Genomic DNA, 17,553 nt, shown 5'->3' on the forward strand with positions numbered 1-17,553 from the left:
AAATCTCCTCCGCGGGTGTTATTTTAGGGGCTTTAAAAGGGTGCGGGCATGTTGAGAAAAAGGTACGTGTTATGATATATTACTTTTGTCACAAAGTTGTACGAGCCTGGAAAAGGGGACTTTCCGTTGCCGGACGCCCAGCTCTTGCTCATCGTTTTGGTGGTCATTTTAGCCTTAAGCTTTGACTTCATCAACGGCTTTCACGATACGGCCAACGCCATTGCCACCTCGATTTCCACCAAAGCCCTGCACCCGCGCACGGCCATCGTGCTGGCCTCCGTCATGAACTTTGCCGGGGCCATGACCTTTACCGGGGTGGCCAAGACCATTGGCGGCAAGATTGCCAACCCCATGACCCTGGAAAACGGCCTGGTGATCGTGGCCGCCGCCCTGGTGGCGGCCATTGCCTGGAACCTGATCACCTGGTACTACGGCATTCCCTCCAGCTCCTCCCACGCCCTCATCGGTTCCCTGACCGGGGCCGTGCTGGTGGCCGCGGGGTTTTCCGCCGTGAACTTTAAAGGCTTTCTCACCATCATCAAGTCGCTCATCTTTTCGCCCCTGGTGGCCTTTGCCGCCGGCTTTACCATCATGACCCTGGTTAACAACATCTTCCACTACGCCGTGCCCCACCGCATAAACCGGCGTTTTCGCCTCCTGCAGGTGCTCACCGCCTCCTTCCAGGCCTTCTCCCACGGGACCAACGATGCCCAGAAGACCATGGGGATCATTACCTTTGCCCTGGTGGCCGGGGGGTTCCAGGACACCCTGCACGTGCCCTTCTGGGTCAAGCTGGTGGCCGCCCTGGCCATGGCGGCGGGCACCTCGGTGGGCGGGTGGAGGATCATCAAAACCGTGGGCACGCGCATCATCAAACTGGAGCCGGGCAGCGGCGTGTCCGCCGACCTGGGTTCGGTGGCGGTCATCCTGGGCGCCACGCTGCTGGCCCTGCCGGTGAGCACCACCCACGTCATCTCCTCCTCCATCATGGGCGTGGGTGCCGCCAGGCGCTTTTCCATGGTCAAGTGGGGGACGGCGCAAAAGATGGTCCTGGCGTGGCTGATCACGCTACCGGTGAGCGCCCTCCTGGCGGGGGTGTGCTACGGCCTTTACCTGAGCGCCTCCCGCCTGGCAGGAGCCTTCTAGGTGATAAAAGTTTTGCTAATCCCTGCAGAATCCTGCCGGAAGGGAGCGAAATTTATTTCTAAAAAAAATACCTGGGGACGGGGGTCCTTTGACTCCCGGTGAGTTTTGAAGTATAATTATAAGTGCTCCTTGGCCGTTGCCGGTATGCGCGGCGGCAGACGGCCCCGTACCGGCGGCAGGGCGCGGTCCGACCGTAGATGTGGTGCCAACTGCGAGCGGGTGTAGCTCAATGGTAGAGCACCGGCCTTCCAAGCCGGGTACGTGGGTTCGATTCCCATCACCCGCTCCAATTATTTTTTGTTTACTATTACTATCACTACACTTTTTCATTTTTTTTAGGTGGTCGGTATAAATGAGGCGCTGTGTGAAGTGTAAAGGCGAAGCGGCTGTACACCTGAAATCCAAAAATGCCAGCTTTTGCGGCGAGCACTTCGTGGAGCATTTTTTAAACCAGGTCGAGCGGGCCATAAAAAAGTTTAAGATGCTCTCTCCAGGAGAGCGGGTGCTGGTGGCCGTTTCGGGGGGCAAGGACAGCCTGGCTTTGTGGGATGCCCTTTTGTCCCTTGGCTACGAGGCAGAGGGCGTGCACGTGGACCTGGGGTTGGGGGATTACTCCGCCGGCTCGCGAGAGGCCTGCCAGGAATTTGCCCGCCGCCGCGGCGCAAAGCTCTACCTCTTTTCCGTGGTGGAGACGTACGGCGTGAGCATGAGGGAGATTACCGCCAGGAACCGCCGGGCTACCTGCTCCGTCTGCGGCACGGTAAAGCGCTACCTCATGAACCGGCTGGTGCAGGAGACAGGCCACCGCGTGGTGGCCACCGGACACAACCTGGACGACGAGGCGGCGGCCTTGTTTGGCAACCTCCTGGGCTGGCAGGAAGGTTACCTGGCGCGGCAGTACCCGTACCTGCCTCCCAGCCACCCCGGCTTTCCCGCCCGTATAAAGCCCCTGGTGCGCCTGAGCGAGTTTGAAACGCGGACCTACTGCCAGCTGCGGGGCTTGGGCTACCTTGGCGACGGCTGTCCCCTGGCCAAAGGGGCGTCTTCGCTGTTTTACAAGGAACTGCTCAACTCCCTGGAAGAGAGGATGCCCGGAAGCAAGCTACGGTTCCTCTTCGGCTTCCTGGAGGAAGGGCGCAGCAGGTTTGCCGATGTACCCGTGGAGCTAAAGGAATGCGAGATCTGCGGCCAGCCTACCACGGCCAGCACCTGCCTTTTCTGCCGGCTCATGCAGAGGGCAGGCCTGGACCCCCTGACGCGCCCCCAGGTGCGGCAGGTGGTGTAGCAGGTTGCCTAAAAGAAAAAGGCCCCTGTAGGGGGCCTTTTTCTAAAAAGAGATGAAAAGGGTTATGGGGTGAAGAGTGAGGGAATGATATGATAAAAAGAGAGGGGTTGGTTTTTGAGGAAAGTAAAAAGGCCGACTCTCCATTTTACTTGAGCTCATGGAGAACCGGCCTATGGTTGTTCCATTCGGCCTTTCCTTAATTAATTATACTAGCCGGAAGGTTATTTGTAAAGTGTTTTTTTGAGCAACATTGTTTCAATAGCCTAGGGATTGGCTAAAAAATTGGGCCCAGCACGCGTATTAGCCAAGTGACCATTAGAGCACCGGTGGCAAAAGAACCGAGCACGTCAACGAGATCGCACAAGATATCGGATTCTTCTAGCCGGTTTTGAGAACACCCCCACTCTCCAATCCACATAGTATCCCCCCACAACCCATTCTGTAATTTTCAAAGAGCCTTTTTGTAAGGTAAATGATAACATGAATCATGCTTGAGGTCAACGAAAATCTTAAAATTTTGAAAAGTATCCAAGGCCCATTTTTTAAAGGAAATAGTGAACATATTAGAGAAATATCTCACAAAGTATAGGGGATATTTCGGGGGGTGAAAAAATGCCTTTACCTTTTTTTAAAACACCTCCATGCCCTGCATGCGGCTCAAAGAACACTACCCGAGGACGCATCATCAGGTTGGCTGCCGGCGTAGGCCTAGGACTGGGCGGTGCGCTGTTTTTCTATCTTTTGGGATTCTTTTACCCGCCAGTACGCATGTTGATTACCATTGCCCTATTGTGCGGCATGTTTATTTGCCTTATACCGCCTTTGGGAAAATACTGCTGCCTTGACTGCGATGCCTACTGGAACCCGGATGACCCCCAAACTTACTGGCGGCCCCGGCCCCCTGGACTGTGAAGGCTGAAAGAGTGAAGCCCCGGCCTGACCGACCGGGGCTTCACTCCGGGGGAGGGGAGGGTCTATGCTTTCACTTTTGCAGTTTCCTGGGCGCGCAGGCGCTTTTCCTTTAGTTCACGGGCTACGCCGAGGTACAGCTGAATGAGGATGTACGCGCACATGCCCGAGGCGGCGGTGAGCATCAGGATACCCCCTGCCTGGTTCCAGAGATATTCTTTCGTGTAGGCAGCCCACCACTCGGGCTTATTGGCAACCTCTACCATATAGTGGTATACAGTGGCCTTTTTGGCGTAGATAGCAGAGATCTCGGCAGGCGTGAGCCCTTGCTTTTTGAGGAAAGCCTCAAAGGCCTTTTTGTACAGCGCTGCGTAACGGGAGGAGATTTCCTTGAGGATTACCGAGGCACAGGCGAAGAAGGTGGCGATGGTGAAGATCAAGCGGATGGTGATGCCGTATACGTACTTGGTGCAAATGGTACCAAACTGGGCGCCCACGCTGGCCCCCAGCAGCATGATCACTGCTGCTATGAGTTCCACGCCGCCTTTTAAGCTGTAGGTAAAGGCGCCGTATGCACCGGAGAACATAACTTCAAACAAGTCGGTGCCGACCGCTATCTTCGTAGGCACGCCCATCAGGTAAATCAGCGCGGGCACGCGGATGATGCCGCCGCCGACACCGAGGATGCCGGCTACGAACCCGGTGACTACGCCCACGAAGAGGATGGCCCAGAGGGAGACGCGCATTTTAGCGATCGGGCAGTAGAAAGTAGGCCAAATATTAAGGGTTTCTTGGATCCAGCGGGACCAGGCGGTTCCGACGACGTCTTTAACCTGCTTGCCGGCCTCTTTTTCCAGCTTTCTTACCCGCAGGTATTCCGAAAGCATGAAGATGCCGATAGAAGCCAGCAAGAGGATGTAGAGGTAACGAACCACACTGCCGGCAATGCCCTTTTGCGTGAGCCAGTAAAGGATTTGGGCGCCGGTTTCAATGCCGGAGAAGGTACCGATGAGCATCACGAAGGCTATGATAACGCTGACATGGCCGAATTTCCAGTGCCTGAAGGTAGCTACAATGGATTTACCCACCAGGTGGGTCATATCGGTGCCCACCGCGTAAATCATGGGGAAACCGAAGATGTTTAATGCCGGCGTAACCAGCCAGGCGCCGCCGATGCCAAAGAAGCCCCCGACCACCCCGACGGTAAAGCCAATTAGCAGCAGCGGCCACCAGGCCATATCCACGCCGCTAACAGGCATGTGCATCATTACTCAACACCCCTTTCTTCAAAATGGGTTTATTTTTGGATTCCTTGACGATAAGCATAATTGCCGGGCTATTAATGCTTAATAACCGCGCTTTCATCTTCATACTCTTTCTTGTATGCGCCCAGGTCCACGCGCAGGAGCTTGAAGATTCCATCTGCGATCAGGCCGATGGCTACTCCCAATGCCACCATGGTTCCGATATTTACAATGGCGTAAGCAAAGGGTGAAGTTTTAGCCAAACCGGCGGCCCAGGTGAAAAACTCGGCGAGCATCCCTTCATCCCTCCTTTCGCAAAAATTGTCCCTTTGGCTTTTGGTATTAGCCAGCCTTGCCCTTGACCTGCCCGGTGACCAGCCAGTAAATCCACAAACCTACGGAAGTGGTGCAGAAGAGCACAATGAAAATCCTGGTCAGAAGTTTACCCATAGAGCTCACCTCCTCTCTTTACCAGTTTGATACTTGCATTGAAATTTTTGTTAGCTTGTTTAAAGTTATGAAAAACTTGCTGGATAAAGAGGCATAAATCTTGGGGGAGAAGGCTTTGAGATATAGAATGATAGTTGATATCGATATAGCAGTTATTCCCATCGCATCAACGGCCAGCAGGGCCATATCTTCCGCCTTTTCTCTTTGGGCAAGGGAAGGGGAACGTTTGCCCGTCATTGGCCTTCTCCCCTTTCAGGAGATTGCATGTATTTATTGAAGAGAGAAAAAGACCGGCTCCCTGGTAGATCCCAGGTAAACCGGCCTATGGTTGTTCCATTCGGCCTTTCTTTTTTCTTTGCCTCCATGTTACCAAAATCACAATCCCCTGTCAATAGGTTTTTTGCTTTTTTGAGAAATACTTCACAAGTGGCTGAGGCTATGATATAACTTAAGACAAGGAGCAATAGGAGGAAGGCCTATACTTATGTCGTTCCCTTTCCGCTTCCGGCCTCCAAGTTTTAAACTGCAGTTGGTAGGGATTGTGGCTATACTTTTGACTGTTCCCGTGTTGGTAATGATTTACGACCTTGTCTTTGCTGCGCGCACAGATGACCTGTTATTTAAAGAAATCGAGCACCGCCTGACAACGTTGGGTGATTACCTTGGTAGAGAACTAGGGAACCGTTTACAAGAAAACGCTTCCCTAAGTGGTGCCAAAAATACGCTGGTTGACAGGTTTTACCAGTTAACCGAGCCGGTGACGCAGAGCTATCCGGGGGTGCGATGTGGCCTTTTTATACCCGGCAGCGAAAGAATTTGGGTGCAGGGCTTTCTCCATGAATACCGCCCAAAGTTTCCCGAAACCCCGGAGCAAAGGCTAAAAAGGGTTTATGAGGAATCAAGGGAAGGAATCGAGGCCGTGCTGGCCAGTGGTAAACCCGTGAAGAGGGTGGGGCAGACGTGGGATGACTATTTTTTGGAGTACCTTGTGCCCGTTAAGTTCCAGGGAGAAGTGGTGGCAGTAGTTTGGGCAGGGGAGAGAATCCATCCTGCTTTTGCCCAAAGCGCTAAAGCGCGGTTGCTGTTACGCTTTGCCATCCTTTGCGTTTTTACGTTTTCGGTGGTGATAACTTTATTGACGGTAGGTACTTTTATGAGAGGGGTTAGGCGAGTTAAAGAAGGGCTCCTAACCTTGGAGAGGGACTTAGGCGTCAGATTGCCGGAAATGCCCGGAGAGTTGGGGGATATTGGCCGGGCAATTAATCAATTAGCTTCTAGGCTCATTGAACGAGAGCAGATGCTTGAGGAGCTGCGCCGCACGGAGCACCTGGCAGCCCTAGGGCGGTTGATTACAGAAATCGCCCATGAGCTGCGTGCGCCCGTGAGTATCATGCAAGCTGCTCTAGAAGTGGTAAGGCCAAAGCTAGAAGGCAATACCGATGTGAAAGAAGCCCTTTTAATCATGGAAGAGCAAATAAGTAGGCATACCAATCTGATCGATGAGCTTTTGCTTTTTGGCCGGCCGAGCAAAGAAGTAGAGGAAATAAATGTCAATTCGCTGGTTGAGGACCTTGCAAATTCCTGCCGGCTGTTGCTGGAGCGCCAAGGCATAGAGTTAATCCTAAATTTGGCAGAAGAGCAGGTTCTGGTTAAGGGGAATAAAGAAAAACTGCGACAAGTATTTTTAAACCTGATGATGAACGCCATGCAGGCCATGCCGGGAGGTGGAAAGCTAACTATAGAGACTCTTCCCCATGAGGGAGGTGTTTGTGTGGTTGTCCAAGACACCGGGGAAGGCATACCACCCGAAGATTTGGAGCATATCTTTCAGCCCTTTTTTACCCGGAAGGCCGGCGGCAGCGGGTTAGGCTTGGCACTATGCCACGAGATAGTTCGTTTACATGGCGGCTCCATTTCTGTGGAAAGCCGCCCCGGCCAGGGAGCCAAATTTAAGATATATTTACCGGCAAAGAGTGGAGAAAGAAAGGAGAATAATCATGGTGCGCTTGCTGGTAATTGATGATGAAAAAGGCATGTGCTGGGCTTTAAAGAAAGCTCTGGAGGAGGGGGGCTATGAAGTCTTAACGGCCTTGAGCGGCCCTGAAGGCTTAAGTATGCTTAAGCGTGAAAACTTTGACCTGGTGCTCTTAGATATAAAGATGCCTGGAATGAGCGGCTTAGAGGTATTAGAAGAAATCCGCAAAACAAGCCCATCCTTGCCGGTGATAATCATGACCGCCCTTTCCAGTTTACCCGTTGCTTTGGAAGCTATGCAGAAAGGAGCTGACGCCTATGTCACTAAGCCCTTTCAGATGTCCACACTAAAGCAGACGGTAGAGAAAGTTCTCTCAGGTGTTGTAGTAAAAAAAGATAGCCCTTAAACAGCCGAATCGAACAACGATAGGCTGGCATTGGTTTATAACCTGTAGGCCGGCCTTTTTTCTTAGAATGTGAAATATAGTACATACCAAAAGAGGAGGAATAAGTGTGTCTAAAGTTTCCAGCGAGCAGATCGTCTTGACCAAAAGGGAGTTACAGCTGATTCGCTTTATTCGCCAGCTGGGCTGGGGAGAAATTAGGCTGCGCGTTGAAAACGGGCAACCGGTGTTAATTTATGAGGCGATTCGTACGGTAAAGTTGGAGGAAGAGGAAACTGCCCAAGGGAAAGGAAAAACAAAAACCGGAACCCCAATGTTAAATCGTTAGATGTTACCATTTATCTCTCCGATGATTTTGTTTGGGGCCTAAAATTTTGCCGCCTCTATTAGAGCCGTGAGGGCGGCGGCAATGAAGATGGAAGGCAAAAGATCCCCCACCCGGATGCGGGTTACTTTGAGCAGGTTTAGCCCGATGGCCAGGATGAGGAGGCCGCCGGTGGCGGTAAGCTCCGTTACCACCCAGGGGCTTAAGCCCGCGCCGAGGAAGCGGGCGAGGACGGTGATGGTTCCCTGGTAGAGGAAAACCGGGACGGCGGAGAAGAGCACGCCGATGCCCATGGTGGAGGAAAAGATGGCCGCGGCAATGCCGTCCAGCATGGCCTTGGCAAAAAGCGTCCTGGGGTTGCCGGTCAGGCCGTCCTCGATGGCGCCCATGACGGCCATGGCGCCGACGCAGAAAACCAGGCTGGCCGTGACAAAAGCGTAGGCCGCGCCGCCTTCCCCGCGGTTGCCGAACCTGGCCTCGATGCGCTTGCCCAGCCTTTCCAGCCGTCCCTCGATGTCCAGGCCGGTTCCCACCAGGCCGCCCAGCGCCAGGCTGCCGATGACGATGAGGGGGTTTTTCGTCTGCAGGGCCATCTGGGTGCCGATAAGGATGACGGCGAGCCCGAGGCCCTGAATGATCGTTTCTCCCGTTTTCCGGGGCAAGCCCTTTTTAAGTAGCGTGCCCAGCGCGCTCCCCGCGCAGATGGCGGCGGCGTTAATGATGGTACCGAGCAAGTTTGGTAGCTCCTTTCGGCCTGATAAGTCTTAGTAAATTCGCCGCCTGCACCCGTTTTCCTGCCCGTGCCGGGTGCAACCATAAAGTAGGGAAAATTGTGATATAATATAAAAAATGACACCACCTGCCGCCCCGGAGAGGTGAGTCGGGTGCGCGTGTTACTGGTGCAGCCCCGGCCGACGGACGGGCTGGGATTTAAGAGCGTCATTTGCCTTGAACCCCTGGGCCTGGAGATTGTTGCCGCCTCGCTGGCCGGCCACGAGGTAAAGATAATCGACCTGCTTGACGGGCGGCTGCCGGTGGAAGAGGTCAAGGAATTTGCGCCCCAGGCGGCGGGCATAAGCTGTGCGTTTACCGTGGACGTCCTGCAGGTGCTGCAGCTGGCGGGGGCGTTAAAGGAGATCGACCGCCGCCTCTTTGTCTTTGTGGGTGGGCACCACGCCTCCCTCAATCCCCAGGATTTTCACCACCCGTTTGTCGATGCGGTGGTTATCGGTGAGGGGGAAACCACCGTGCCGGAACTGCTGGCCGCCCTGGAGGAGGGAGGGGATCTGGCGGCGGTGCCGGGCCTGGCCCTGAATTTTCCCGAGAGGCAGCTCTTTACGGGGTTGCGGCCCCTCCTGCCCGCCCTGGATAAGGTGCCCCTTCCGCGGCGGGACCTGGTGAAGGATAACCGCGGGCGGTATTTCCTCGGCTTTCGCCGCCCGGTGGTTACGGTGGAAACCTCCCGCGGCTGCCCCTACCGGTGCAATTTTTGCAGCGTGTGGCGTTTTCACCGGGGCAAGTACAGGGCCATGAGTGCCGCGAGGGTGGTGGAAGAGCTGGCCCAGCTTCCTCCCGGGGATGTGCTTTTTGTGGACGACAATTTCCTGGCCGACGCCGGGCGGGCGGCCGAGATTGCGGAGCTCATCAAGCGGGAGCGCCTCCCCCGCCGGAAATACCTCATCCAGGCGCGCAGCGATACCATTGTTTCCCACCCGGAGGTTGTGGCCAGGTGGAAGGAAATCGGCCTGGCACAGGTCTTTATCGGCTTTGAAAAAATAGAGCAGCGGGACTTAGAAAAGGTGGACAAGCGTAACCATGTGGAAAATAACCGCCGGGCGCTGGAAATCCTGCAGAGGATGGGCATAGGGGTTTATGCCTCTTTCATTGTGGACCCGGACTTCACCCGGGACGAATTCCACAGGTTGCGCGAGTACATCAGGCGGTTTAAGCTGCGCCAGCCTTACTTTAGCGTCCTTACCCCCTTGCCCGGAACGGTGCTTTTTGAACAGCTGAAGGAAAAAATAAGCAACTTTGACTGCCAGCTGTTCGACCTGCTCCACGCGGTGCTGCCCACCAGGCTCCCCCTGGGAGAATTTTACCGGGAGCTGGCCGGCCTTTACCGCTGGGCCTACAGCAAGCCGCTCTACGCCTTCACCACCGCCTGGTGGGTGCTGAAAAATCTTTTCCTGGGCAGGCTCTCCATGGATCACCTGCGACGGCTCTGGTACGGGGCGCGGTTGTCTGTGAATCCCGCGGCCTACCTCAAGGCCCACTACCCCGCCAGGGGATAAGCCGGCCCCGGGGCAAAAGCAGTTGCCGCCCCAGGGCGTTTGTATTATAATAAGGCCTGAAGGTGTCCCAGTAGCTCAGCCGGACAGAGCAACGGACTTCTAATCCGTGGGTCGGGGGTTCGAATCCCTCCTGGGACGCCAGCCCAGAAAAATCAAGGCCTTGCGGCTTTTTCTAAGGCTTAGAAAATACCTGCAAAATGCTAAAATCCGTTGGTCCTGAAAACGGCCGCCTTCACGCTCCGTCAAATGGAGGTGGCCTTTCTTTATGGCTAATGTAAGGCGGATTTGATTCAACGGGGCCCGGATGGTGGGCCCGGCCCCGGTCGGCCTGGGGAGGAGAACAAAAGGGCCTGGGGAGGAGAACAAAAGGGCAGGGAGGCGATGATTTCTCCCTGCCAGAGCAAAGGGGTCATAAACCTTGAGGGGAATGGCCTTGTCAGTGCAGGGCGGCAATAAAAGCCCCGGCGGCCACCGCCGTGCCGATCACGCCGGCCACGTTGGGGCCCATGGCGTGCATGAGCAGATAGTTCTGCGGGTTGGCCTCCGAGCCCAGCATGTGCACCACCCGGGCGGACATGGGGACGGCGGAAACCCCGGCGGCGCCAATTAACGGATTGACCTTATTCTTGGTAAACAGGTTCATCAGCTTGGCAATGAGGATGCCGCCGGCCACGGCAAAGGCAAAGGCCACGATGCCCAGGATGAAGATGTAGATGGTCTGGGGCTTTAGGAAGTTTTCCGCGGACATGGTGGACCCCACGCCCACGCCCAGGAAGATGGTGACGATGTTCATGAGCTCGTTGCGCGAGACGTCGGTTAAGCGCTGCACCACGCCCGACTCCATGAAGAGGTTGCCCAGCATGAACATGGCCATCAACGGGGCCGACTTGGGCACCAGGAGCACGATGACGATGGTGGCCAGGATGGGGAAGATGATCTTCTCCGTCTTGCTCACCGGGCGCATCTGCTTCATGACCATGGCCCTTTCTTTTTTGGTGGTTAAGAGCTTGGCCACAGGCGGGATGATGAGCGGCACCAGGGCCATGTAGGAGTAGGCGGCCACGGACACCGCCCCCAGGAGGTGCGGGGCCAGGTTGGCGGCCAGGTAAATGGTGGTGGGGCCGTCGGCACCGCCAATGATGCCGATGGTGGCCGCCTCGGGGATGCTGAAGCCGAAGAGCAGGGCGGTGAAGAAGGCCGCGTACACCCCCAGCTGGGCAGCCGCCCCCAGGAGCAGAGTCTTGGGGTTGGCAATGACCGGCCCGAAGTCGGTCATGGCCCCCAGGCCCAGGAAGATGAGGGGCGGGATGAGCTCGTTCTGGATGCCGTGCTTAAAGAACATGTAGAAGAGCCCTTCTTCGTCCGTGAGGCCGGTGAGGGGGAAGTTGGCCACAAAGATGCCGAAGCTGATGGGCACCAGCAAAAGCGGCTCCACGCCCTTTTTAATGGCCAGGTACATGAGCACAAAGGCAATGCCCCACATGATGAGGTTGCCCGGGGTGAGGTTGAAGAGCCCGGTGCTGTTAAGGGCGTCTACCAGCTGCTGCAGGATCACGGGGGACCACCCCTCTTCCTTACGACTCCAGGGTTAAGAGGACCGTGTCGGGGCTGACCACATCGCCGGGGTTGGCCTTGATTTCCTTGACCACGCCGCCGGCGGGGGAGTAGATCTTAATTTCCATCTTCATGGCCTCAATGGTGGCCACAGGGTCGTTTTCCTTCACCTGGTCGCCTACTTTCACGTCAATGGAGACCAGCTTGCCGACCATGGGTGCGTTGACGGGGACAACCATTAGGTTCAGACCTCCTCGGCATTAAGTATGTTTAATTAGGCTAGGGTTGGGGCTTGCGCGTGGGAGCGCCCTGCAGCGAGCAGCTGGTAGCGGCGGCCCTCTTCTTGCTGGCCCACGCAAAGGCGGAGCTGAACAGCCCCACCGCCGCGCTTAGGATGCCCAGAGCCAGGAAGACCGAGACGATGCCGCTGACGGCCACAGCTAAAGCGTTTCCCCACTCCATGGTTTTATACCCCCCTTCGGTGCATGCTTTCTACTGTATGCATCAAGCAGTATGCTGTATACAGGTGTAGGCACCCACCACCCCTTTGAAAATTTTTAAAAATGTTTGCTTAGAATTTATAAAAACTATAAAGGAAATCCGTGTCAAGATTTTTGTCCTGCCGCCGGGGAGCCTTTTTTGGCGCTTCGCGGCGCTTTTCGTCAGTTCTCTTGTTGCAGTTTTAACTGCCTTCCGGTAAAATACCTTATTAGCATGTAGCGGGCCAGTAAGTGTGTTAAAAGTTAAATTGTTGGAGAGGAAATTTTTTGCGTCCGTAGAACTAGTCTTAAGTGTTTACCCGCGACCTGGTTAAAATATTGATGTCTCACGTTAGAGCTTGGAGGGAGCACGGTGAAGGCACACGCGGAGAGGATAGAAAAAAACACCGTCTTGCTGGAAGTGGAGGTTGACGCCGACCAGTTTGCCCGGGCCGTGGACAGGGCCTACCGCAAGCTGGTCAAGAAGGTGAACATACCGGGCTTCCGCCCCGGCAGGGCACCGCGCTTCATCCTGGAGCGGCACATCGGCAAGCAGGCGCTCCTGGAGGAAGCGGTGGAGATGCTCGTGCCGGAAGCCTATTACCAGGCGGTAAAAGATACGGGCATCGAGCCCGTGGCCCAGCCCCAGCTGGAACTGGTGCAGGTGGAGGAGGGCAAGCCGGTTATCTTCAAGGCCCGCGTGGTGGTAAAGCCGGAGGTGGAGCTGGGCCAGTACACGGGCATTGAGGTTACCCGTCCCAGGGTGGAGGTCACCCCGGAGGACGTGGAGAGGGAGCTTAAAAAGCTGCAGGAGCGCTACGCCAGGCTGATCAGCCTGGACGAGGGCGCGGTGCAAAAAGGGGACTACGTGACCATCGATTATGAGGGTAAGGTGGACGGCGAGCCCTTTGAAGGGGGCCAGGGGACGGACTTCACCATCGAAGTGGGGGCGGCAGGCCTCCTGCCGGGCATTGAGGACCAGCTGGTGGGGATGGCCGTCGGCGAGACAAAGGAGGTTACCACCCGCTTTCCCGATGACTACCCCCGCCCGGAGCTGGCCGGCAAGGAAGCGGTCTTTACCGTTACCGTAAAGGCCATCAAGCGCAAGGAGCTTGCCCCCCTGGACGATGAGTTTGCCAAGGATGTGAGCGAGTTTGATACCCTAGAGGAATTAAAGGCGGACATAGAGAATAAATTAAAGCAAGCCGCGGAGGCCAAGGCCAAAGCGGAAATCCGCCAGGCGGTGCTTAAGCAGGTCACGGACAACGCCCGGGTAGACATCCCCGAGGAGATGATTGCCGGCCGCCTGGAGGAGATGGTCCAGGGGTTCGAGCGGCGGCTGATGCTTCAAGGCTTGACCCTGGAGGGCTACTTGCAGTACAATGACCTTACCTTAGAACAGTTAAAGGAGCGCCTCCGGCCCGACGCCGAGGAAACGTTAAAGTCCATGCTGGTTCTGGATGCCATTGCCAAGGCAGAAGGGATTGCGGCCACCGAGGAAGAAATCGAGGCCGAGATAAAGCGCATGGCCGACGACATGCGCCAGGACCCGGCGGTGGTGAGGAAGGCAGTGGAGAGCCAGGGCCAGCTGGAGTCGGTGACCAAGCTGGTGACGCGGGAAAAGGTGCTGCAGTTCCTGGTGGAGCGGGCAAAGATTGTCGATCAGGAGGTAAGTTCCTAGATGTCTACGCTAGTGCCCATTGTCATCGAGCAGACCAACCGCGGTGAGCGGGCGTACGACATTTACTCCCGCCTCTTGAAGGACCGCATTATTTTTATCGGCGGTCCCATTGACGACTACCTGGCCAACCTGGTCATTGCCCAGATGCTCTTCCTGGAGGCGGAGGACCCGGAAAAGGACATCCACCTGTACATCAACTCCCCCGGGGGCGTAGTGACCGCCGGGATGGCCATTTACGACACCATGCAGTACATCAAGCCGGACGTGTCCACCATCTGCCTGGGGCAGGCGGCCAGTATGGCCTCCTTTTTGCTGGCCGCCGGGACCAAGGGCAAGCGCTACGCCCTGCCCTACGCCCGCATCATGCTCCACCAACCCCTGGGCGGTGTGCAAGGCCAGGCCACGGAGATCGAGATCCACGCCCGCGAGATCCTGCGCTTGAAGGACCTGCTCAACGAGCTCTTGGCCAAGCATACCGGCCAGCCGAAGGAAAAAATTGCCCGGGACACCGAACGGGACTTCTTTATGTCCGCGCAGGAAGCAAAGGAATATGGTATCATCGACGAGGTGTTCACCGGCCGCAAGCAAAAATAAAGAGGTGTTTTTACCATGTTTAACGATCGCAACCAGCTGAAGTGTTCCTTTTGCGGCAAGACCCAGGACCAGGTAAAAAAACTGGTTGCCGGTCCGGGGGTTTACATTTGCGACGAGTGTATCGAGCTCTGCAACGAGATCATCGAAGAGGAGCTCAACGAGGACCTGGGGCTGGACGTGGGGGACATCCCCAAGCCCCGGGAAATTAAAGAAATACTGGACCAGTACGTTATCGGCCAGGAGCAGGCCAAAAAGACCCTGGCCGTGGCCGTATACAACCACTACAAGCGCATCAACCTGGGCGGCAAGATTGACGATGTGGAGCTCCAAAAGAGCAACATCCTCATGCTGGGGCCCACAGGCTCGGGAAAGACCCTCCTGGCCCAGACCCTGGCCAAAATTCTCAACGTGCCCTTTGCCATTGCCGACGCCACGTCGCTGACCGAGGCCGGCTATGTGGGCGAGGACGTGGAGAACATTCTCTTGAAGCTCATCCAGGCCGCCGACTACGACGTGGAGCGGGCGGAAAGGGGCATTGTTTATATAGATGAGGTAGACAAAATTGCCCGCAAGTCGGAAAACCCGTCCATTACCCGCGACGTCTCCGGCGAGGGCGTGCAGCAGGCCCTTTTAAAAATTCTCGAGGGCACCATTGCCAGCGTGCCGCCCCAGGGCGGGCGCAAGCACCCCCACCAGGAGTTCATCCAGGTGGACACCACGAACATCCTGTTTATCTGCGGCGGTGCCTTTGAGGGCATCGAGAAGATCATCCAGAACCGCATCGGCAAAAAGGGCCTGGGCTTCGGGGCGGAAATCCAGACCAGGCGGGAGGTGAAGATCGGGGAAATCCTGCGGCACATCATGCCGGAGGACCTCCTGAAGTTCGGCCTCATCCCCGAGTTTGTCGGCCGCCTGCCCATCATCGTCACCCTGGACGCCCTGGACGAGGATGCCCTGGTGCGCATCCTCGTGGAGCCCAAGAACGCCCTGGTGAAGCAGTACCAGAAGCTCTTCGAGCTGGACGGGGTGGACCTGGAGTTTCACCCCGAGGCGCTGCGGGCCATTGCCCAGGAGGCCTTGAAACGCAATACCGGCGCGCGGGGCCTGCGGGCCATCCTGGAGGACATCATGCTGGACGTAATGTTCGAGATCCCTTCACGGGGGGACATCTCCAAGGTCATCATCACCAAGGACACCATTTTAAAGAGGGAAAAACCCCTGCTGGTTACCCTGGAGCGCAAGAAGAAAAAGGGAGAGGCAGTGTAGGGAACTTTTAAAGGGCACGCTTGGCGGCGCGCCCTTTTAATTTTTTGTTTTTCCCCATGCATAAAAAGGCAATAATAGATCATGCATAAAAAAGCTTACCCTTACCGAGGAGGCAGCTTTGCCGTGGCTGAGTTTTCTGGGGGGCTGGGCAGTTTTCTCACCTTCCTCCAGGTCTTTTTCGGGGTGATCATCGGGCTGTACTTCTGGAACATGCTGCGCTTCCAGCAGGGCAGCCGCACGGCGGTGGAGCGGGAGTCAAGACGCGAGCTGGAAAAGCTGCAGCGCCTGCGCGCCATCTCCCTCACGGAGCCCCTCTCGGAAAAGACCCGGCCCAGCAGGTTTGAGGAGATCGTCGGTCAGGAGGAGGGCTTAAAGGCCCTGCGGGCGGCCCTCTGCGGGCCCAACCCGCAGCACGTGATCATTTACGGGCCGCCGGGGGTGGGCAAGACGGCGGCGGCGCGCCTGGTGCTGGAGGAGGCCAAGAAAAACCCCTACTCCCCCTTTAAGGAAAACGCCAAATTTGTAGAGGTGGACGCCACCACCGCGCGCTTTGACGAGCGGGGCATTGCCGACCCCCTGATCGGCTCCGTCCACGACCCCATTTACCAGGGGGCCGGGCCCCTGGGCATGGCGGGTATACCCCAGCCCAAGCCCGGGGCGGTGACCAAGGCCCACGGGGGCATCCTCTTCATCGACGAGATAGGCGAGCTTCACCCCATTCAAATGAACAAGCTCTTGAAAGTCATGGAAGACCGCAAGGTGCTCCTGGAGAGCGCCTACTACAGCTCCGACGACCCCAACATCCCCAGCCACATCCACGACATCTTCCAGAACGGCCTGCCGGCCGATTTCCGCCTGGTGGGGGCCACCACCAGGCTTCCGGAGGAGCTGCCCCCGGCCCTGCGCTCCCGCTGCGTGGAAATTTTCTTCCGGCCCCTCCTGCCCCACGAGATTGAGATCATTGCCGCCAATGCCGCCAAGAAGATCGGCTTCCCCCTGGAGGAGCGGGGGCTGGAAATCATCAAGAAGTACGCCACCAATGGGCGGGAGGCGGTGAACATCGTGCAAATTGCCGCCGGCATCGCCCTCACCGAGGGGCGGCGCCGCATCAGCGCCGCCGACGTGGAGTGGGTGATTCACAGCGGCCAGTACACTCCCCGCCCGGAAAAGAAGGTGGGCCCGCATCCCCAGGTGGGCCTGGCCAACGGCCTGGCCGTGTACGGGCCCAACGCGGGTACGCTCCTGGAAATCGAGGCCCACGCCGCGCCGGCGGGGCGGGGCCAGGGGCGGCTCACCGTGACCGGGGTGGTGGACGAGGAGGAGGTCAGCGGCAGGGGCCGCACCGTGCGGCGCAAGAGCATGGCCCGGGGAGCGGTGGAGAACGTGCTCACGGTGCTGCGCCGCACCACCGCCGTGGACCCCCGGGACTACGACATCCACGTGAACTTCCCCGGCGGCATCCCCGTGGACGGCCCCTCCGCCGGGGTGGCGGTGGCCACGGCGGTGTACTCGGCCATTACCGGCATCCCGGTGGACAACCTGGTGGCCATGACCGGGGAGCTTTCCATCCGCGGCCTGGTCATGCCCGTGGGGGGTATAGTGGCCAAGGTGGAGGCGGCCCGCCAGGCAGGAGCCAAAAGGGTGATCATACCCCGGGAAAACCACCAGGAACTGTTCAAGAAGCTCGCGGATATAGAGATCATACCTGTGGAGAGGCTGGAAGAGGTCCTCAAGGCGGCCCTGGTAAAGCCTCCGGTGCCGCTGGCCAAAGGCCCTGCCGCCCCCCTGGAGATGCTGGCCAAAGCGGGCCTGCTCTCCCCCGCCGTCACCAAGCCCGGCTTTTAAGGCCGGGCTTTTTTAGTGGCAACTTGAACGGCCACAGGCCGAGGGGCGACCGGGAGCCAAGCACGCTAAACGGAAGCGGGGATAGACCAGGGGTGGCACTTATTGC

The 17,553-nt window shown here is 57.1% G+C and carries 17 protein-coding genes and 2 tRNA genes; 12 read left to right on the forward strand and 7 right to left on the reverse strand.

Going from position 1 to position 17,553, the window contains the following annotated elements:
• Nucleotides 1-126: 126 nt before the first annotated feature.
• The 3 genes from G454_RS0100380 to G454_RS0100390 all read left to right on the forward strand — a co-directional run bounded on the left by G454_RS0100380 (nt 127) and on the right by G454_RS0100390 (nt 2,431).
• The gene (locus G454_RS0100380; RefSeq protein WP_027716981.1) at nt 127-1,146 is read left to right on the forward strand and encodes an inorganic phosphate transporter; all 1,020 of its coding nucleotides are present in this window, start codon (nt 127-129) and stop codon (nt 1,144-1,146) included.
• Nucleotides 1,147-1,361: 215 nt separating this feature from the next.
• Nucleotides 1,362-1,435 (forward strand) — tRNA-Gly (locus G454_RS0100385).
• A 63-nt stretch (nt 1,436-1,498) separates the two neighbouring features.
• Nucleotides 1,499-2,431: a PP-loop family protein gene (locus G454_RS0100390; protein WP_027716982.1), complete on the forward strand. Its 933-nt coding sequence runs from the start codon at nt 1,499-1,501 to the stop codon at nt 2,429-2,431.
• 974 nt (nt 2,432-3,405) lie between these two features.
• On the opposite strand, the gene G454_RS0100395 is transcribed toward G454_RS0100390, so the two are convergent.
• The 3 genes from G454_RS0100395 to G454_RS0100410 all read right to left on the reverse strand — a co-directional run bounded on the left by G454_RS0100395 (nt 3,406) and on the right by G454_RS0100410 (nt 5,271).
• Nucleotides 3,406-4,605 carry a sulfite exporter TauE/SafE family protein gene (locus G454_RS0100395; protein ID WP_211229877.1) on the reverse strand — a complete coding sequence of 400 codons (1,200 nt, stop codon included), beginning with the start codon at nt 4,603-4,605 and terminating at the stop codon, nt 3,406-3,408.
• A 74-nt stretch (nt 4,606-4,679) separates the two neighbouring features.
• A complete protein-coding gene (locus tag G454_RS0100400; RefSeq protein WP_027716984.1) occupies nt 4,680-4,880 on the reverse strand; it encodes a hypothetical protein in 201 nt (66 codons plus the stop codon).
• 172 nt (nt 4,881-5,052) lie between these two features.
• Nucleotides 5,053-5,271, reverse strand: a complete 219-nt coding sequence (locus G454_RS0100410; protein WP_027716985.1) for a hypothetical protein — start codon at nt 5,269-5,271, stop codon at nt 5,053-5,055.
• A gap of 247 nt (nt 5,272-5,518) precedes the next feature.
• Between G454_RS0100410 and G454_RS17075 the strand changes: the two genes are divergently transcribed.
• From G454_RS17075 to G454_RS17080, 3 genes are all read left to right on the forward strand, one after another.
• Complete coding sequence (locus G454_RS17075) at nt 5,519-7,054, forward strand: ATP-binding protein (protein ID WP_051275723.1); 1,536 nt, start codon at nt 5,519-5,521, stop codon at nt 7,052-7,054.
• The gene (locus G454_RS0100420) at nt 7,035-7,415 is read left to right on the forward strand and encodes a sigma-54-dependent transcriptional regulator (RefSeq protein WP_211229878.1); all 381 of its coding nucleotides are present in this window, start codon (nt 7,035-7,037) and stop codon (nt 7,413-7,415) included. Before G454_RS17075 ends, G454_RS0100420 begins: the two co-directional genes overlap by 20 nt.
• Nucleotides 7,416-7,521: 106 nt before the next feature.
• Nucleotides 7,522-7,740, forward strand: a complete 219-nt coding sequence (locus G454_RS17080; RefSeq protein WP_035106247.1) for a hypothetical protein — start codon at nt 7,522-7,524, stop codon at nt 7,738-7,740.
• Between the two features lie 38 nt (nt 7,741-7,778).
• Here G454_RS17080 and G454_RS0100430 read toward each other — a convergent pair whose 3' ends face one another.
• The gene (locus G454_RS0100430; RefSeq protein WP_027716987.1) at nt 7,779-8,471 is read right to left on the reverse strand and encodes a DUF554 domain-containing protein; all 693 of its coding nucleotides are present in this window, start codon (nt 8,469-8,471) and stop codon (nt 7,779-7,781) included.
• Between the two features lie 150 nt (nt 8,472-8,621).
• Here G454_RS0100430 and G454_RS17085 point away from each other — a divergent pair, with 150 nt between their 5' ends.
• A complete protein-coding gene (locus tag G454_RS17085) occupies nt 8,622-10,028 on the forward strand; it encodes a B12-binding domain-containing radical SAM protein (RefSeq protein ID WP_051275724.1) in 1,407 nt (468 codons plus the stop codon).
• Between the two features lie 64 nt (nt 10,029-10,092).
• Nucleotides 10,093-10,169, forward strand: a tRNA-Arg gene (locus G454_RS0100440).
• Between the two features lie 295 nt (nt 10,170-10,464).
• On the opposite strand, the gene G454_RS0100445 is transcribed toward G454_RS0100440, so the two are convergent.
• Genes G454_RS0100445 through G454_RS0100455 form a run of 3 tightly spaced genes read right to left on the reverse strand, consistent with a single transcriptional unit; the run spans nt 10,465 to nt 12,044 of the window.
• Entirely contained in the window at nt 10,465-11,580 is a 1,116-nt protein-coding gene (locus tag G454_RS0100445) for a sodium ion-translocating decarboxylase subunit beta (RefSeq protein WP_027716988.1), read from the reverse strand.
• 22 nt (nt 11,581-11,602) lie between these two features.
• Nucleotides 11,603-11,821 carry a biotin/lipoyl-containing protein gene (locus G454_RS0100450; RefSeq protein WP_027716989.1) on the reverse strand — a complete coding sequence of 73 codons (219 nt, stop codon included), beginning with the start codon at nt 11,819-11,821 and terminating at the stop codon, nt 11,603-11,605.
• 40 nt (nt 11,822-11,861) lie between these two features.
• Complete coding sequence (locus tag G454_RS0100455) at nt 11,862-12,044, reverse strand: OadG family protein (RefSeq protein ID WP_027716990.1); 183 nt, start codon at nt 12,042-12,044, stop codon at nt 11,862-11,864.
• 390 nt (nt 12,045-12,434) lie between these two features.
• Between G454_RS0100455 and tig the strand changes: the two genes are divergently transcribed.
• The 4 genes from tig to lonB all read left to right on the forward strand — a co-directional run bounded on the left by tig (nt 12,435) and on the right by lonB (nt 17,447).
• A complete protein-coding gene (gene tig / locus G454_RS0100465; protein WP_027716991.1) occupies nt 12,435-13,742 on the forward strand; it encodes a trigger factor in 1,308 nt (435 codons plus the stop codon).
• Complete coding sequence (gene clpP / locus G454_RS0100470) at nt 13,743-14,336, forward strand: ATP-dependent Clp endopeptidase proteolytic subunit ClpP (protein ID WP_027716992.1); 594 nt, start codon at nt 13,743-13,745, stop codon at nt 14,334-14,336.
• 15 nt (nt 14,337-14,351) lie between these two features.
• Nucleotides 14,352-15,602 carry an ATP-dependent Clp protease ATP-binding subunit ClpX gene (clpX, locus tag G454_RS0100475; protein WP_027716993.1) on the forward strand — a complete coding sequence of 417 codons (1,251 nt, stop codon included), beginning with the start codon at nt 14,352-14,354 and terminating at the stop codon, nt 15,600-15,602.
• A 123-nt stretch (nt 15,603-15,725) separates the two neighbouring features.
• Nucleotides 15,726-17,447: an ATP-dependent protease LonB gene (gene lonB, locus G454_RS0100480; RefSeq protein ID WP_027716994.1), complete on the forward strand. Its 1,722-nt coding sequence runs from the start codon at nt 15,726-15,728 to the stop codon at nt 17,445-17,447.
• The last annotated feature ends 106 nt before the right edge of the window (nt 17,448-17,553 follow it).

Source organism: Desulfovirgula thermocuniculi DSM 16036 (assembly GCF_000429345.1).
Lineage (GTDB): Bacteria > Bacillota > Desulfotomaculia > Desulfotomaculales > Desulfovirgulaceae > Desulfovirgula > Desulfovirgula thermocuniculi.

Bases quoted from the DNA above. Each gene is read 5' to 3' on its own strand.
- G454_RS0100410 (WP_027716985.1), bottom strand. From the start codon at position 5,271: ATGACGGGCAAACGTTCCCCTTCCCTTGCCCAAAGAGAAAAGGCGGAA.
- G454_RS17075 (WP_051275723.1), top strand. From the start codon at position 5,519: ATGTCGTTCCCTTTCCGCTTCCGGCCTCCAAGTTTTAAACTGCAGTTG.
- G454_RS0100450 (WP_027716989.1), bottom strand. From the start codon at position 11,821: ATGGTTGTCCCCGTCAACGCACCCATGGTCGGCAAGCTGGTCTCCATT.
- G454_RS0100400 (WP_027716984.1), bottom strand. From the start codon at position 4,880: ATGCTCGCCGAGTTTTTCACCTGGGCCGCCGGTTTGGCTAAAACTTCA.
- clpX (WP_027716993.1), top strand. From the start codon at position 14,352: ATGTTTAACGATCGCAACCAGCTGAAGTGTTCCTTTTGCGGCAAGACC.
- G454_RS0100455 (WP_027716990.1), bottom strand. From the start codon at position 12,044: ATGGAGTGGGGAAACGCTTTAGCTGTGGCCGTCAGCGGCATCGTCTCG.
- G454_RS0100395 (WP_211229877.1), bottom strand. From the start codon at position 4,605: ATGCACATGCCTGTTAGCGGCGTGGATATGGCCTGGTGGCCGCTGCTG.
- G454_RS0100390 (WP_027716982.1), top strand. From the start codon at position 1,499: ATGAGGCGCTGTGTGAAGTGTAAAGGCGAAGCGGCTGTACACCTGAAA.
- clpP (WP_027716992.1), top strand. From the start codon at position 13,743: ATGTCTACGCTAGTGCCCATTGTCATCGAGCAGACCAACCGCGGTGAG.